General features: G+C 33.0%; 14 protein-coding genes. 6 read left to right on the forward strand and 8 right to left on the reverse strand.

Annotated features, from left to right (window positions below; translation table 11 throughout):
- Position 1: 1 nt before the first annotated feature.
- A complete protein-coding gene (locus KI430_RS08070; protein ID WP_248877965.1) occupies positions 2 to 445 on the reverse strand; it encodes a hypothetical protein in 444 nt (147 codons plus the stop codon).
- Positions 446 to 471: 26 nt separating this feature from the next.
- Entirely contained in the window at positions 472 to 2,007 is a 1,536-nt protein-coding gene (locus KI430_RS08075) for a serine hydrolase (protein WP_248877967.1), read from the reverse strand.
- 97 nt (positions 2,008 to 2,104) lie between these two features.
- Here KI430_RS08075 and KI430_RS08080 point away from each other — a divergent pair, with 97 nt between their 5' ends.
- The 4 genes from KI430_RS08080 (at position 2,105) to KI430_RS08095 (ending at position 7,650) form a co-directional block, all read left to right on the forward strand.
- The gene (locus KI430_RS08080) at positions 2,105 to 2,656 is read left to right on the forward strand and encodes a DNA-3-methyladenine glycosylase I (protein ID WP_248877969.1); all 552 of its coding nucleotides are present in this window, start codon (positions 2,105 to 2,107) and stop codon (positions 2,654 to 2,656) included.
- A 177-nt stretch (positions 2,657 to 2,833) separates the two neighbouring features.
- Entirely contained in the window at positions 2,834 to 4,192 is a 1,359-nt protein-coding gene (gene pyrF, locus KI430_RS08085; protein WP_248877971.1) for an orotidine-5'-phosphate decarboxylase, read from the forward strand.
- 192 nt (positions 4,193 to 4,384) lie between these two features.
- Positions 4,385 to 4,681 (forward strand): GIY-YIG nuclease family protein, encoded by a 297-nt coding sequence (locus tag KI430_RS08090; protein WP_248877973.1) that lies wholly within the window; start codon positions 4,385 to 4,387, stop codon positions 4,679 to 4,681.
- Positions 4,682 to 4,833: 152 nt separating this feature from the next.
- Positions 4,834 to 7,650: an aminopeptidase gene (locus KI430_RS08095; protein ID WP_248877974.1), complete on the forward strand. Its 2,817-nt coding sequence runs from the start codon at positions 4,834 to 4,836 to the stop codon at positions 7,648 to 7,650.
- Between the two features lie 68 nt (positions 7,651 to 7,718).
- On the opposite strand, the gene KI430_RS08100 is transcribed toward KI430_RS08095, so the two are convergent.
- From KI430_RS08100 to KI430_RS08110, 3 genes are read right to left on the reverse strand one after another with little or no spacing between them, the layout of a single operon-like run.
- Positions 7,719 to 9,341 (reverse strand): T9SS type A sorting domain-containing protein, encoded by a 1,623-nt coding sequence (locus KI430_RS08100; protein WP_248877975.1) that lies wholly within the window; start codon positions 9,339 to 9,341, stop codon positions 7,719 to 7,721.
- Between the two features lie 4 nt (positions 9,342 to 9,345).
- A complete protein-coding gene (locus KI430_RS08105; protein ID WP_248877976.1) occupies positions 9,346 to 10,491 on the reverse strand; it encodes a hypothetical protein in 1,146 nt (381 codons plus the stop codon).
- A gap of 6 nt (positions 10,492 to 10,497) precedes the next feature.
- Positions 10,498 to 11,082, reverse strand: coding sequence for a T9SS type A sorting domain-containing protein (locus tag KI430_RS08110; RefSeq protein ID WP_248877977.1), 585 nt, complete (start codon positions 11,080 to 11,082; stop codon positions 10,498 to 10,500).
- 79 nt (positions 11,083 to 11,161) lie between these two features.
- Here KI430_RS08110 and KI430_RS08115 point away from each other — a divergent pair, with 79 nt between their 5' ends.
- Positions 11,162 to 13,024: an ATP-binding protein gene (locus KI430_RS08115; RefSeq protein ID WP_248877978.1), complete on the forward strand. Its 1,863-nt coding sequence runs from the start codon at positions 11,162 to 11,164 to the stop codon at positions 13,022 to 13,024.
- A complete protein-coding gene (locus KI430_RS08120) occupies positions 13,021 to 13,623 on the forward strand; it encodes a response regulator transcription factor (protein WP_248877979.1) in 603 nt (200 codons plus the stop codon). Before KI430_RS08115 ends, KI430_RS08120 begins: the two co-directional genes overlap by 4 nt.
- A 69-nt stretch (positions 13,624 to 13,692) precedes the next feature.
- Here the strand turns inward: KI430_RS08120 and KI430_RS08125 are convergent, their stop codons facing one another.
- The 3 genes from KI430_RS08125 to KI430_RS08135 form a co-directional block, all read right to left on the reverse strand.
- Positions 13,693 to 14,460, reverse strand: coding sequence for a carbohydrate binding domain-containing protein (locus KI430_RS08125; protein ID WP_248877987.1), 768 nt, complete (start codon positions 14,458 to 14,460; stop codon positions 13,693 to 13,695).
- Between the two features lie 303 nt (positions 14,461 to 14,763).
- A complete protein-coding gene (locus KI430_RS08130; RefSeq protein WP_248877990.1) occupies positions 14,764 to 15,543 on the reverse strand; it encodes a T9SS type A sorting domain-containing protein in 780 nt (259 codons plus the stop codon).
- 194 nt (positions 15,544 to 15,737) lie between these two features.
- Entirely contained in the window at positions 15,738 to 16,523 is a 786-nt protein-coding gene (locus KI430_RS08135) for a T9SS type A sorting domain-containing protein (protein ID WP_248877992.1), read from the reverse strand.
- Positions 16,524 to 16,667: the final 144 nt, after the last annotated feature.

Here is a 16,667-nt window from a genome sequence, read left to right on the forward strand (position 1 = left end):
CTTATACTGGAAATTTTGTTTGCATATCCATGCCTTTCGTTTTCTCAATTCCAAAACAAATACTTTCATAACTAAACTTGTTATTGTCTTTTTTTATCTTCATCGTTGAAGTACAATTTGCAGCTCCTTCTGCTTGGGCAAAAAATAAATTTTCTCCTTCAAGTTTATCGAAATTTATAATTCCTGTCGGTTTTATGATAATTAATGTCAAACACAAAATCATAAATCCAATCAAATAGTTTCTAAGTTTATCATTAAATCTATTTTCGGAAGAAATATAAACCTGTCTTATCAATTCGATTGACAAAATACAAAACCAAATAAAAAGAATAATAAATATTAGAAATGATAGAAATCCAAATTCTCCTTCCCAATAATAAGATGTATTTATTAGTATAAATAAAATTAAAACTGAAATAAATTGTATTGGGAATTTTCTTAGCATTCTAATGAGATTGAAAATTATTAATCCTAATTAATCTTCTTCAAATCCAAATCCTCAAAATCAAAACTAAAATCCGTCACATCGGAAATCGGTTTCATTTTCGCAGAAACCGCTTTTCCATTTTCATCAAAATTCAAAGTAAAAAACGCATCCGCATCATAGCTTCTGTCATCCCATTTCGCTACAAAAGCATTCGCAGAATAGGGAATCAAATCGCCTTTCAGTCTTGGAGAAGACTTAGAAATAATTCTATAACCTTTGCCCTGCTTGGACACCTCAACAATTCCGAACCAATCATCTTTGTACCAGCCAATAAATTGCTCGTCTTTCAAATCTGATTTGAACTTCGAAGATTTATCGTAAACTTCTTTCTTCTGTTTTGCGAAAGTCTCTTCATTCTTTTTATTTCTATCGTCATAAAGTTTTAGCCAATCACGGTTTTCAACACCTAGATAAGCATCTTTCACAGAGTTGGTAATCGTCGAGAAAGCTGCGCCAGATTGTTGATTCGTCAAAACTACAATTCCCAGTTTCAAATCTGGAATCAATGTAAAATGCGTCACAGTCCCAATCAAACCGCCGGAATGCTGAACCTGCAAATGGCCTTTCACATCGCTCAAAAACCAGCCTAATCCGTAACCATAAAAATGCGTATCATAAGGCGAAGTCAACCCAACCTTATCAGGAATCTGAAGACTCCAAAGTTCGTGAGCATTTTTCTCAGAAACCAGCCGTTTCCCGTCTTTGGTCACAAATCCATTCAAAAGGAAATTGGCCCAAGTTGTCATATCCTGGATGTTACTCATAATTCCGCCTGCCGCATTCGCTGTTTCATTCCAATCGTGAGGAACAGCGATTGCTTTTCCATCAACCGGAGCGTGGGCATCGATGATATTTTGTGAATTTTTTGCACGGTTATAAGACCCAAAACTCGCTGTCATCCCGACAGGTTTCATAATTCTCTGCTCGATAAAATCTGCCCATTGTAAACCGGAAACTCTATGAATCACTTCCCCGGCTACAATGAACATTATATTATTATAATCTAAAGTCGTACGGAACGGATTTTCCGGTTTAAGGAATCTTACATTGTGAACAATATCATTCACCGTCAAGTTTCCGCCTTCCGGGAAAAACATCAAATCGCCTTGTCCCAATCCTAATCCAGCTCTGTGTGTCACCAAATCTTTGATGGTCACATTTTGAGAAACATAAGCATCTGCCATTTGGAATTCAGGGATATATTTTGTCACTTTATCGTCCCAGTTGATTTTGCCTTCATCAGCCAAAATCGCCAAAGCAGTACAAGTAAAACCTTTACTATTAGAAGCAATTCCCACCAAAGTATTATCATCCATCGGCTGGTTGTTTTTAAGTGAACGAACTCCGAAACCTTTAGCATAAATCAGTTTTCCGTCTTTTACAATACCAACAGACATTCCTGGAACATCAAAGGTTTTTATAGAATTTTGAATGAGTTCGTCCAGTTTTTTTTCTTCAATTTGAGCATTGAAAAAAACAAAAGATAAAAGGAAAAAGGAAAAGGATAATGTTTTGTTCATTTTGAAAAAGCTTTTTACGAAGATAAGAAATTGTAATTTTTAATTGTGAATGATTAAGGGTTAATTATCTTTACATTTAAAATTTAATACAAAAACGATGTCCTATTGTCAAGCTATAGAAACAATGCAACCCGAAGACCGAAAAGCATTGCACAAAAATTACCACGATAATCATTATGGTTTCCCAATTCATAATGATGATGAACTTTTCGGAAGGTTGATTATGGAAATCAATCAGGCTGGATTGAGTTGGGAAACGATTCTAAAAAAGGAAGATTCTTTCCGAAAAGCTTACAGTAATTTCAGTATTGAGAAAATTGCCGCTTACACAGAAAAAGACTGGGAGAGATTATTGGCTGACACGGGAATCATCAGAAATAAACTCAAAGTCAATGCAGCCATAGAAAACGCCAAAACCATTTTGGAACTCAAAAAGGAATTTGGTTCCTTCGAAAAATGGCTGGAGCATCATCATCCTAAAACCAAGGAAGAATGGGTAAAATTATTCAAAAAAACTTTCCGATTCACAGGGGGAGAAATTGTTGGCGAGTTTCTGATGAGCATCGGTTTTCTGAAAGGTGCACATTCCGACGATTGCAAAATCAATGAAAGAATTTTTGCTGCGAATCCGAAATGGAAAGAGGAATAAACAAAAGAAAGTGGTGAAAAATTCAATGAAATATTTTGAGCATTTAGTTTGGAATCTAAGTAAACTCTGTAGAGATTCCTACGGAATGACAAAATTGTATTTTTGATTTTTCAAACTTTTGTGCTTTTGTGGTTAATAAAAATTAGCCTTAAATTTGTAGAAATCTAAAGAAAGTAAATGGAAAGTAAAAAAGAATTTTTCCTCGAGTGCTACAAACTCGGGATCATCAAATTTGGGCGTTTCACACTGAAAAGCGGGATAGAAAGTCCGTTTTATGTTGATTTGCGACCTCTCGCTTCTGACCCGAAAATCCTAAAAAAACTAGCCAATTATCTTTTGGAAATGCTTCCTTTGGATAATTTTGATATCATCTGTGGTGTTCCTTATGCGGCGCTTCCAATGGCAACTGCTATGTCTCTTGAAAGTTACATTCCGTTGATTATCAAAAGAAAAGAAGCTAAATCTTACGGAACAAAAAAACTGATTGAAGGCATTTATGAAAAAGGACAGAACTGTCTTTTGGTAGAAGATGTCATTACATCCGGAAAATCTTTGGTTGAGACGATTGATGAAGTTGAAAATGAAGGAATCAAGGTTTCTGACATCGTTGTGGTTTTGGACAGAGAACAAGGTGGAAAAGAAAAATTGGAAGAAAAAGGCTACAAAGTTCATTCGCTTTTCAATATTTCTGAAGTTGTGGAAATCTTAAGAGAAGTTAATTATATCGATGATGAAGAAGTGGCAAGAATCCGAGATTTTGTGAACGGAAATCAAGTTGTTTTTGAAGAGAAGAAACGTTTGTCTTACGAACAAAAACTGGAAGTTGCTGAACATTCTTTCGCGAAGAAAATCCTTGAAATTGCTATTGAGAAAAAGTCAAACCTGATTGCTTCGGCTGACTTCATCACTACAAAAGAATTATTGGATTTCGCAGATTTTGTTGGACCTCATATTGTGGCTCTTAAAACACATATTGATATCCTGAATGATTTCGATGCTGATGAAACGATTCTTCCACTTAAAGATTTGGCAACAAAACATAATTTCCTTTTAATGGAAGACCGAAAATTTGCCGATATCGGAAACACTCAGGAATTGCAATTTTCTTATGGAACTTACAAGATTTCCAATTGGGCAGATTTGGTAACATCTCACGTTATTGGCGGAAGCAAAAGCCTGGATTGTTTTATAAATGTTGGTGTTGTAGCAATTTTAGGAATGTCTTCTCAAGGCACTTTAACCGACTCTCATTATCGTGAAGAAGCTTTGAAAGTCATAGAAAACCACCCAAATATTATCGGTTGCGTCGCTCAAAATCAAATTCCTGATAACCTTCTTCTTTTCACGCCAGGTGTGAATTTGGGAACAACTGGTGATGACAAAGGACAACAATATAATTCTCCGGAACATGTGATCAAAAATTACGGTACAGATTTTATCATCGTGGGACGCGGAATTTACAAAGCTGACGAGCCAGAACAAGAAGCTTTACGTTACAAAAACGAAGGTTGGAAAGCCTATCAAGATTCTTTGTAAATGTTGTAAATGTTCTAAATGATTTAAAATATTAATTAACCCCTTCAGAGTTTGAAACTCTGAAGGGGTTTTTGATGTAATTAGTTCGAAATTTTATAATTGCAAATGTCAGTCTGAGGCTCTCGAAGACAAATGAAAAACTCAAAAGCTTTGCTTTTTCCAAATTTAATTAACTTTGATAAAAACACAATTATGAAACGCTATTACGTTTACATTTTGCTTTGCACAGACAATACTTATTACACAGGCGTGACAAACGATTTGGAAACCCGTTTTCTCTATCATCAGAATGGACAAAATCCGAATTCTTATACTTACACAAGACGACCAGTTGAAATTGTTTATTACACAGAATTCAATGATGTAAATCAAGCGATTGCTTTTGAAAAACAAGTGAAAGGTTGGAGCAGAGTCAAAAAGGAAGCAATCATTAATGACGAATGGGAAAAATTGCCTAATCTCTCCAAGAGAAAGTTTCCCAATCAGTAACTTTATAAGGAAAAAATCTGACGATTTTTAAGTTTATATTTGTCTTCGAGAGCCTCAGACTGACAATCTTTATTTTCAAACAAAAACTTTAACAATCATAACCCACACTTCATCAGAAAAAAAGTAGTAGTTTTAGTTACTTATATTTTTTGATGAAGCGATTTCTTTTATGTTTGGCTCTATTTATTCCTTTTTTCTGGGCAAAGTCTCAGCAAGACAGCATTTTGTTGAATGTGAAACTGAATGAAGACCAAAAATCGATTTCCGTAGAACAGACTTTGTTTTACAATAATCCGCATCCGAAATCTATCAGTCAAATCAAACTTCTGAATTGGGTTTCGGCTTACCAGAAACGTAAAACACCACTTCTTAAACGAAAAATTGAAGACCGAAAGAAGGATTTGTATTTTGCTAAGGATAATCAGCTCGGGCAGTTAGAAAGTCTCCAATACTCTTACGGAAATATTTCTGCTGAAATTCTTAATAAAACTCAGGAAAACATTCTCATTCCCCTTTCCGAACCTTTGGATTCTGGAAAAAGTATCAAGCTTAATTTGAAATATGACATCAAACTGCCTGACGCAAGATTTACGGGTTATGGTGTGGATGTGAATCATATTCTGTTAAAATATTTTTTCCTTGTCCCAGAAACTTATGAAGATGATTCTCAAAAAAAATCGTTCTATCGTGATACCGAAGAAACAGCTAATGCAGGCTCATTCTGGAAAATAAATTTCGAGGTTCCAAACAATTGGAAAATCTATTCTAACCTTAATCAAAATAACAATTCTGAGTTCGAAGGCAAATCTATCAACGATCCTGAATTTCAAATTTCAAAAGAAATCTATCCTGAGTTTCCAGTTAATATCGATGGACAGCAAATCAATCTTCGGCTAGGTTATCAGGTCACGGAATATCAGCGTCAGATTCTAGGTTCTGTTATTACGAATCATCTCAAATTCATAAAAACAAGAGTTGGAAATCTTCCTGACAAATTGTTCATCACTCAAAAATTCTTCAATAAAGAAGAGTTTATCGGGATTGATGATGTTAAGTTCTGGAAATTCAAATACCAGTTGTTTACGGATTATGAAAAGACGGATTTGGATTACTTCAGTGTGATTTCTAAGAAAGTAATGGATAACTATTTCATAACCAATAAAACGCAAGACCATTGGTTAAAGAATGGCTTGAAGTCCTATCTAGAGATTGAATATCTTAAACAGTTCTATCCAGAACATAAACTTTTGGGAAATCTTCCCGATAATGCCAGCATCTTCGGCATCAAACCTTTGAAGCTATTTCACGCTTCGAAACTAAAACTTGCGGAGCGTTATGGTTTGGCTTATCATTACATCTCAACCCAGAACCTCGACCAAAAAATCACAACACCTTATTATCTTCTGAGCAACTTCAATACAACGGCTATTAGTCAGTTTGAGACGGGAAGTCTTTTGGCTCAAATCTCAGAATATACAGGAAGGCAATCCTTTGATAATTTTCTAAGAGATTACCTTTCTGCTAATTATCAATCCAAAACAGATGGTCAAAAATTTTTAGATGAATTGAAAACATTCTCCAACGGAAAGTCTAATTTCTTGCAGCAAATGATGTCTGAAAAACACAGAATCAATTTCAATCTAAAAAACATCAAAGAGCAAAAAGAGAATTATTTGATTGATATTCGTAAAAATAATACACTGGAAATACCTCTAAAAGTAGAAACAGAGAAGAATTCCGGCGAAACTTCTACATTTTGGAAAGAGTCGAGTTTGGCTAAGAGTGATACACTTTCGGTTCCGAAAAAAGATGTAGAAAAAATTGTTTTAAATGATAATTACATCTTTCCGGAGTCTAACTATCGGGACAATTATATTTATACCAAAGGATTATTCTCAAACACAAAAAAGATAAGATTCAAGTTGATAAAGGATATCCAAAATCCAGAATATAATGAAATTTTCCTGACGCCGAGGTTGACTTTTAATGCTTATGATAAAGTTCTTATAGGGATGAATTTCAAGAATCAAGGAATTTTTGACCAGAAATTTGATTATTCTTTCACACCTTATTATAGTACAGGAACTGGAAAGCTGACAGGTTCTGGAGCACTTGGTTATTCAATTTTACCACCGAATAGTTTTTTCAGAAGCTGGAATTTTTCCGTTTCCGGATCTTATTTTCATTATAATAATAATTTAGCCTATAAAAGATTTGGAGCTGGAACATCCATTAATTTCAATAAAAACCCGAGAAGTGCGTTGGGAAGAAGCCTTTACTTTTCCTACAATTACTACGATAGAGAACTCACTCCACTGATGATTGAAAATAATCTTTACTCCAAATATAACCTTTGGAATCTGGGTTATTCCTACTCCGACAACCGATTGATTCACGAAAAATATATCTCTGGGAACTTGCAATGGATGGAAGATTTCCAAAAGATTTCTGCAGAAGCATTTTACCGTTGGGAATTTGCAAAAGATAAAAAAATAAGTTTCCGTTGGTTTGCAGGTTATTTTTTAAGAAACGACACCAAAAACGCTTTGTTTAATTATGGAATTTCACGTGTTTCCAACTACTCTTTTTCTTATGGATTGTTGGGTCAGAGTGCGACTTCTGGGATTCTTTCCCAGCAGTTCATTTTGGCAGAAGGCGGCTTCAAATCGATGTTCAATACTTCAGTCAATCAGTTTATCACCAGTTTGAATGTAGATTCTCACGTTTGGAAATGGTTTAATGTTTATGCAGATGCCGGCGTTTACAAGAACAAAAACAGAGCAACACAATTCATTTGGGATTCTGGAATAAAAGTGAAGGTCATTCCGGATTTCTTAGAAGTTTATTTTCCCGTTGCCTCTAGTTTAGGCTTCGAAGCTGGTTTCAAAGATTATGGTTACAGAATCCGATATACTTTGGTTTTGAACCTTGGAGCTTTGATTAATAATTTGAGACGCGGGGTTTTCTAGAAATAAAAAAACCACCGAAAATTCGGTGGCTTAAAAAATATAGAGAATGTGTTATTAGTTTTTTGTGATTATTTTTTGATAAAATGTATTGTTTTTTCTCCTGAACTACTATATATCTTTAGAATATAATTACCTTGAGGTAAATTTCTAACATCTATCCTATTGTCTTTTAGCATTGATGAGAAGGATTTATTTAGTAGATTATAAACCTCAACTTTAGAAATGTTATTCTTTGTGTCAATATTAATAAAGTCTCCAGTAGGATTAGGATAGATTCTATAATCTTTGTCTACTATACTATTTTCAATAATATTTTTATTGATTTTATCAAAATTATTACTTGCTTTTCCATTTGACAAAGGAGTATTATCTGCATAAGCATAAAAATGATTAGTATTAATGAATGTATTAGGATTTATTAAAAGATAGCCATTACCCTCTACTTTAATACCATTCCAAGAAGTATTATTGGCAGATATGATTTCAGCTCCTTCAATTATAAAATTGCTGCCATCTTTTACAATGAATCTACTGTCCGGAGCCATTATAATTTTACAAGTCGCTTTCAAACTTGAGTTGTTATCAATTTTAACATTGGAGTACAGTCTGAAGTTTAAATCCCATAATTCATTACTAGTTACATTTAAATTAGTATTTTTAAAAGAATCAGTGCTAATAAATTGTCTTACACTTTTTTTTGATGCAGCAAAATACATCGTAGATATTTGTTGATTATAGAGATAATTTCCTGAAGCAACTCCATTCTGATTCATAATATTAGGAAAGCAATTATTTTCGTGTCCTAAATCGAAATTGTGTCCCATTTCATGCAAGATACCTTTTCTCATATTAGTGACATACCAGCTTCTTACCACTGACCAAGGTGTGTTAGGTACAGGACTATTTGGGTCAGGATTATCTGCGTGGTAATATTTTGCCGTAAGATATCCATTAAAAGTATCTGGGAAAAACTGTCTTAATTTTTCAGACAAGTTTGTTTCAGATGGAGATTGAGATGCAGCCCATCCTTGCCCACCAGGAGAAGTATAGTTATGATTGTTAACTATCTCATTATAAACATTTCCATTATTTGCGAAGACTACATTAATACCTTCAGGGATTGTTGGATCATTATCATAATAAGAATAATAATACTCTGAAGTAGGCGGATATAACTTATTAAAACCTGTACAAGTAATGGGAGATCCTGATAAACTACAAGGAACAAATCCAGTTTGTAGATAATCCCAAGCAGGGTCAACTTTCCATATTTTGTTAACAATAATTTGAAATTTAGTATTTGTCAGATTATTTTGACCATAACCTTGACAGGAAGTCGTGGGTGAACCATCTAAATTTAGTAAAGTCTGATTAGCTCTTGATATAATCTCATCCCAAAGTATTTGATGCTCTTGGTTATTAGGGTCAAAATTTCCAGTACCATCAGGTTTAGTAAGGAAAATAAAATTCAATTTTATATATATAATTTCATCTGATGGATTAGGTAGATATAGACTACTCTGGTAAGAATACATAGATGTATTGCCACAATTTGTCCCAGCCAGTAAATCAGCGTTACCTATTGAAATTTGTGCAAAGTCTTGGTCTAAGCAAGATATTTGGAAAGGGTTATTTTGTGCTATTCCCCAGCTCATTGCATAAAACAGAAGAAAACAAAAGAAACTTCTCATATTCTTATTTTTTATGGGTTGTTTCCAATTGTTCAATTCTTTGATTCTGATTAATAAGGTGAAGTGTCAATTCTTCTATTTTTTTCAGCAAGAGAATGTTCATTTCTTTTAACTCTATTCCATTTTGGATTGCTTCTTCTGTAGATGGCACTTCCGGAAGATGTCCGTTTGTATTGATATAGCTTTCCACCTCTTTTAATGGCATTAGCTTATAATCTTTGGCAAAAACATAGTCTGCCCAGCCATTTTCAGTAGATATGTCTACTTTAACTTTCTCAGTTTTTATACCATCTTTTACAAACAATTTGTATTTATTTCCATCAGCAGCAATACCATCCGATGGAAGATTAGATGTTCCTATTCCAATAGTTCCGTTGTTTCCTCTGATCCAGTTTCCTATATTCAATTGGTTATTTACACTTGCAGAAGTTGTAGTGGACTCGTATCCAATGATTATATTATTGCTACCAGAAGTTAGATTAGATGCCGCATTTTCTCCAATCCCAACATTATTAGATCCATTCAGCAAAGCTCTTAAAGCTCTTCTTCCTAACGCAGTGTTATAATTACCACTATTTACATTTGCTAATGAAGCTGCTCCAAAAGCAGAGTTATAATTGGCAATGTCACCTGATGAGGCAGCAGATCTCCACATAGAATTGACTCCAACAGATGTATTTTCATTTTGTGTTCCTAATCCTGCTAATGCATTGACCCCCATCGAAGTATTACCATTGCCATTAGTACTACCCATTATAGCATTAGCTCCTATAGCTGTATTACTATTTCCAGTTGTATTACTTCTTAATGAATTTGAACCAAATGCAATATTAGCGGTTCCAGTAGTAATTGCAACCAATGATCCTAAACCCAGTGATGTATTCCCTACTCCTGTACCAGTATCGTTCCCTCCGCCAATGTATAAGTTATTCGACCATCCCAAACCAGAATCTATATTTTGAAATATCAATCTTCCTTTTGTTGTGAGCTTTATCCATTCTGTATTATTCGTTTTAAAAACAAGATCTTTCGAATCGGAAGTCCCAATAAAATTCGTTCCTGGTGCTGTTCCAGAGTTTCCAGTTAAAGACCATTGTGCATTTGCACTTAACCCACACAGGATTCCCATTAGAATAATTGTTTTTTTCATAGTTTTTTAATTTTTAATAAATTGTTTTGTAAAAGTTTGGTTATTATTGGTTATAGTTTTCACCCCATAGACGCCTTTAGGAAGACTACTAACGTCTATTTCAGCAGTTTTATATATATTGTATTTGTGTTTGATTTGTTTACCGGTTTTGTCAAAAATCATAACCTCTTTTATTATTCCCTTGCTTAAAGAAAGTTTTAATAAATTGTCCACCGGATTTTTTTCAATTATCAACTCCTGCATATTCTCAGCTTCTTGCGAATTTGATTTTTTCAATTTGTCCTTACCGCCATTGCCACTTTTTTGAGGCTTTACAACAATTCCTCCTGTATCATTATCGGCACAACCTACACAAGGATTGATTGGCAAAATAAGGATACCATAACCTTGTGTCGGTGTTACAAAAATTTCATTTGTGGCAGAGATACCACCTCTTACTTCTGTATCAATTGAACTGGTAAAAAACAAAACATTCTCTTCACAAAGATATCCTTTAGATTTAGGGTTAACTTCTACATAATTACATGTTGTAGTCTGACCATTAAAAAACGGTATTATCAAAGACATTATAACTACGAGATTCGTTTTCATAAAAGCAAGAATTTAACTATCTTTAGCAAAGATATAGCAACGGGTAAAAAATTTTTATCACATAATGCCGTGATTTTTTATGAAAAAAAAACTTCTGATTTTCTTCATTATTCTAAATAATATTTTTGTTTTTGCTCAGAAAAAAATTGAAAAATTAGATCGACTTTTTGATAAATTCAGTTCTGTTATTAATAAAGATTCAGATTCTGCCTTCTATTATTGTAATCAAGCCGCTGTTCTTAACAAAAAAATAGGTAATGATTACTATGCTTCGAGATGTTTTATTTTATATGCTGCATATTATTATCATATTGGCAATAACCGAAAGAGCAAAGACTACAACGAAAAAGCATTTTTATATGCTAAAAAGACAAACAATATTTCAGCTCTTTACCGCGTCCATAATCTAAGAGGTGTATTCTTTTACGAAAAAGGAGAATATGATAAAGCCTTCAACGAATATCAAAAAATGCAATATTATTTGGAGAAAAGTCCAGATAACAAATATTACGCAATCTTATACTTAAACTTTGGAAATCTTTTTATCGATAAAGGCGACACACTTGCAGCACTTAAAAATTATCATCTTACTACCCAGTATTCCATATTAGCAAAAGATACCGCCAGAATATTAACTTCATATATTGTCATTGCCAATGCTCTACAAGATAAAAACAGCAAAAAAGCTAATGAATATTATGAAAAGGCATTTTCTCTAGCCAAATTAACCAATGATAAACAAGAACAGTTTAATATTAGATTAAATCAGAGTAATATTTTTTTAGATCCTACGGATAGTTCCAAAAATGAAAAAGCCTTAGTGTTTTTAAAGAAAACAGAAGCCCTTCTAAAACAGCTCAACGATAAAAGCCTTTATTTTTATCTAAATTTCAATTATGGAGCTTATTACATGAATAAAAACGACATTAAAAATGCTATAAACTATTATGAATCAGCTTATAAGGAATACAATATCGAAAGAATCCCAATTACTTATAAATTAGAAATTCTCAAGAATTTAATCAAAATTTATAAAAAAGATAATAATTATCAAGATTCTTACGAATATCAAACTCTGTTTTATAGAATAAAAGACAGTCTGTTTACTCTAGAAAAAGAAAAGAATTATAATCACCTATTAGCTAAATATGAAGTAGAGAAAAAGAACAACCAGATACAGTTGTTAAGCAAAGAAAATGAATTACAAAAAGTAAGAAAAACAAGAATGTACTTTATTTTAGGATTGATGATTATATTATTAATACTAGGTTACTTTTTATATAAAAACAAACTAAAATCTCAGCAAAAACTAAATCTCAAACAACTAGAGCTTAATCGAACTAAAAATCTTCTGGAAGGACAAAGTAAAGAACGGAATCGTTTGGCAAAAGAACTCCATGATGGTATCGCAGGGAGCTTAGCAGGAATCAATTATATGTTAGATAAAGAAAATGGAGCGTTACGAAACAACAATATTCTTATTATTCAAAAACATATCAATACACTACACGAAGAGATAAGAGAAATCTCGCATGATCTCAGTAATAATTTTTTAGAAGAAAAAACATTTTATCAGTTGATAAACCATCTGGCAAAACAAAATGAGGACAATGGAATAGAAACCAATACATTATTTTTCCCAGAAAATGCCTTGGATAACATTAGTGAAGAGCTAAAAACAAACTTATATAGAATTGTTCAGGAATTACTCGTCAACATACGTAAACATGCTTTTGCCAGTAAAACACAAATAAGTGTTACTCAGCAGGAAAATTTTATATGTTTAATGATTGAAGACAACGGAAAGGGATTTAATATAAATGGTACTAAAGGAATAGGACTGAAAAATATAGAAGAAAGACTGAAAGTTTTTGATGCTAATCTAGAAATTGATACTTCTGTCAATAATGGCACGACCATCATAATAAATTTTTCAATATGATCAATATAGGTATTGTGGATGACCACCAATTATTTCTTGATGGCATTAATTCGATATTATCAGCAGAGGAAAACTACAATATTATCTTTACTGCTGATAATGCAAAAAAGGCATTACAACAGTTTCGGAACCATTACATAGATATTTTGATCACAGATATCTCTATGCCGGAAGTAAATGGACTTGAGCTCATACATAGGGTAAGAAAAGAATTTCCAAATATTAAAATAATTGTAATGAGCAGTTTCCAAGATATGGGTAACAGAGAATCTATAGATGCTTATTTACTTAAAAATACACCTAAAGAAAGGTTAATAGAGGTCATAAATAATATTTACAATAAAAATGAAAGTTATTTTTATTCTAACAAAATTGATTTTCAAGATATCTTAATTAAAAAAAATATTTTAAGCTCGCGGGAAAAAGAAATAGTTACAGCTATTAGCAAAGGGTATTCTAGTTCAGAAATTTCTAAAATTCTTTTTATAAGTGTTAATACTGTAGAAACACACCGAAAAAATATTTTTTTCAAATTAAATGTTACGAATACAGCGCAATTAATATCTCTTGCTATGAAATTAGGAATTATTGATTATTAAGGTTAGAAAATTTAGAACAAAAAAGGCTTCCCAAATTGGGAAGCCTTCTATTTTTAAGAAAAACTATAATTAGTTTTTGATCACTTTTTGAGCTACTTTTTCTCCGTTTACAGAACCTGTAACGATGTAAACACCTTTAGCAAGAGAAGCAACGTTCAAAGTAGAACCTTCTGTTACTTTAGCAGCTTTAACAACTTGTCCAGCAGCGTTTATGATTTGAATATCAGCAGTTTTAGCGAAAGCGATAGTTTCTCCAACTACAGTGTTTCTAACTAAGCTGAATTTTGACTTAGATAAATCTGAAACAGCCATTGTGCCTTTCTCATATGCCATGATATCATCAAAAGAAGCTGTTCCTCCATTGTAAACTCTGAAAGCAACATCTAAGCTAACTGCACCAGTTCCAGCAGGCATCTCTACAGTCTTTTGAGTCCATACTGAAGCAGATGGTAAATATCCATTATTAGTTCTGAATGGATCTTCTTCAGTAGTAGCAGTAGTATATACAGCACCATTTGCAGCATTTTTATACACAGACCAAAGTCTTGAATCTGTATCATCACCTGAAGATTTGTACCAGAAAGAGATTACATATGTTTTCCCTTCCGTTACCGGAACGTTTTGATAAAAACCTGTTGTTGCAGTTGCAGCATTATAAACTGCACTGTTGTTACCTGTGTGAGCACCTGTTGTAGCAATAGTTGGAGCAGTGTAAGATGCTGTTGTTCCAGCAGCCCAAGGAGCTAAACCAGCTTCAAAGCTAGGGTTTACTGTTAAATTTTGAGCTGATACTAAAGAAACAGCAGCAATACTTAAAATTGTAAAGATTTTTTTCATTTTATTAAAGTTTAAAAAATTGTTTTTAATATTATTTAAAGGGATGCTAAGTTAATAAAAAAATGTATTCCGCAAAATTTTGTTTGTTTTTTAACATTTTCGCATTAGTAAGTTCAGTTTTAATCGATGTTGTAGAATTTCGATGAGCTAAAATTAGCTTATTAACATCTTCTTAAAAATCCCCTTAATTGTTGGCACAAAAGTAAACATATTAAAAGAACTATATGTTAATACTGTTTTAAATCATCAAATAATCCAGTATTATGGGATGCTGGATTAAATAAAAAATAAGAAGAAAAATAGTTATTTTTTAATTACTTTCTGAGAAACAACCTGCCCCTCGACCAAACCTGTCACTACGTAAATTCCTTTAGGCAAAACAGAAATATCTAATCTAGAATTCTCATTAACCTCAGCAGTTTTTACAATCTGACCAGCTGTATTGTAAATTGATATTTTTGCAGAAGTTCCAAAAATCAACTCATTTGATACAATTGTGGTCTTAACCAAGTTAGCTTTTCCTTTTGTAGCATCTATGACAGCCATTGTAGGTGCAAAAAATTTAACATCATCAAGATAAAGTCTGGAGGTTGCAGTAGGAGCGGTCGTATAAGTCAATTCAAATTTGAACCTTAGACCTCCAGTTGCAGACGACGGCACATTATAAGTATATTCTGCTTTTGTAGCTGTCAAAGTAAAAGTTTGTGGATTTAACCAGGTTGTTCCATTATTTGCAGAATAAGATACGATCACATTAATACCATTAGTATTAGCTGCGTTAAATGTCACTTTTTCCACACCCGTAGTATTGAAATTAGTATAAGTATAACCTTTGCTGTTTGTTGCGCTAGTGTACCATCTCATCTGCATTGATTGGTTCCCTGTCAGTGGAGAAGTTGTAGAAGGTGTTCCGTAGAACGTTCCCCATTGTTTCCCTGTGGCACCACTAAATGTAACTGTTGTATTGTTGTAAACGTTGTCTGATGCAAAACTCTCACTGGATTCAAATCCTGTAGAATAGATTTGTGCATTGATTGTTGCAGTTAAAACAACTGCTGCTAATAAAGAATAGAACTTTTTCATAATTAGTATGTATTAAAGATTTTGTTTTTGACAAATCTATCATGACTCTCCCTATTCTGTATTGACTAAATATTAATAATAGAATAATAATCAATAACTTAAAATTAAATTCCCATTCATCTTTATTAAAACTGAATTAACAAAAAACGCTACCAAAAATGGTAGCGCAATATAGTTTATTAGATAAATTAAGATTATTTCTTAATTACTTTTTGAGAAACCGCTTGTCCGTTTACAAGACCCGTTACTACATAAGTTCCTTTTGGCAAAGCAGAAACATCTAATCTAGAGTTTTCAGCAACCTCAGCCGTTTTTACAACTTGACCAGCAGTGTTATAAACTGATACTTTTGCAGAAGCACCGAAGATTAATTCATTTGCTACGATTGTATTTTTCACCAAGTTAGCTTTTCCTTTTGTAGTATCTCCTACTGCCATAGTTTCTGTTGTTCCAACTAACTTAACATCATCTAATCTAAATTGACCTGTGATTGTGTTAGTAAATCTAATCTTAAGAGATGGAACAGCAGGAATAGTTCCTGAAGCTGTAATCAATGCCCATACGTTAGAAGATCCACCTCCAGTAGCTCTAGAATAAGTTAGTGGTGTCCAAGTTGTACCATCTTCACTTACTTCTACCGTAAGTTCATTACTTGATGCATTAGTAGACTTCAAATGCCCAAAACTCAGTACAAGGTTTGTATAACCAGTTGTATTAATACCACTTATTACAAAGTTAGTGCCTGCTGTACCAGCAAAGAAAATGTTCCCACCTCCAGAAGCTCCAGCATACCCTGTAGACACAGTTGTAACTCTTACATCAGCTGAACCAGAATATGTTACTCCTGAATTTTGAAATGTGTTTGCTGAAATAGCAGTTGTAGCAGATGGCGTACCCATGTTTTCAGAATAAACCGTTGTTTGTGCTTGAAGATTTACAGCAACAACTGCTGCTGCCAATAAAGAATAGAATTTTTTCATAATATAAAGTTTAAAAATTGTTATTAATCCTGTCCGTTTTTACGAGTGCCAAATATAAAATTTTAATCTCAAGTATAATTTTATATCCCCTGTTTCCGTTTTAAATAATTGTTAATTCGCTGTAAAGCCTATTATTAGTACATT

Source organism: Epilithonimonas zeae (assembly GCF_023278365.1).
Classification (GTDB): domain Bacteria; phylum Bacteroidota; class Bacteroidia; order Flavobacteriales; family Weeksellaceae; genus Epilithonimonas; species Epilithonimonas zeae_A.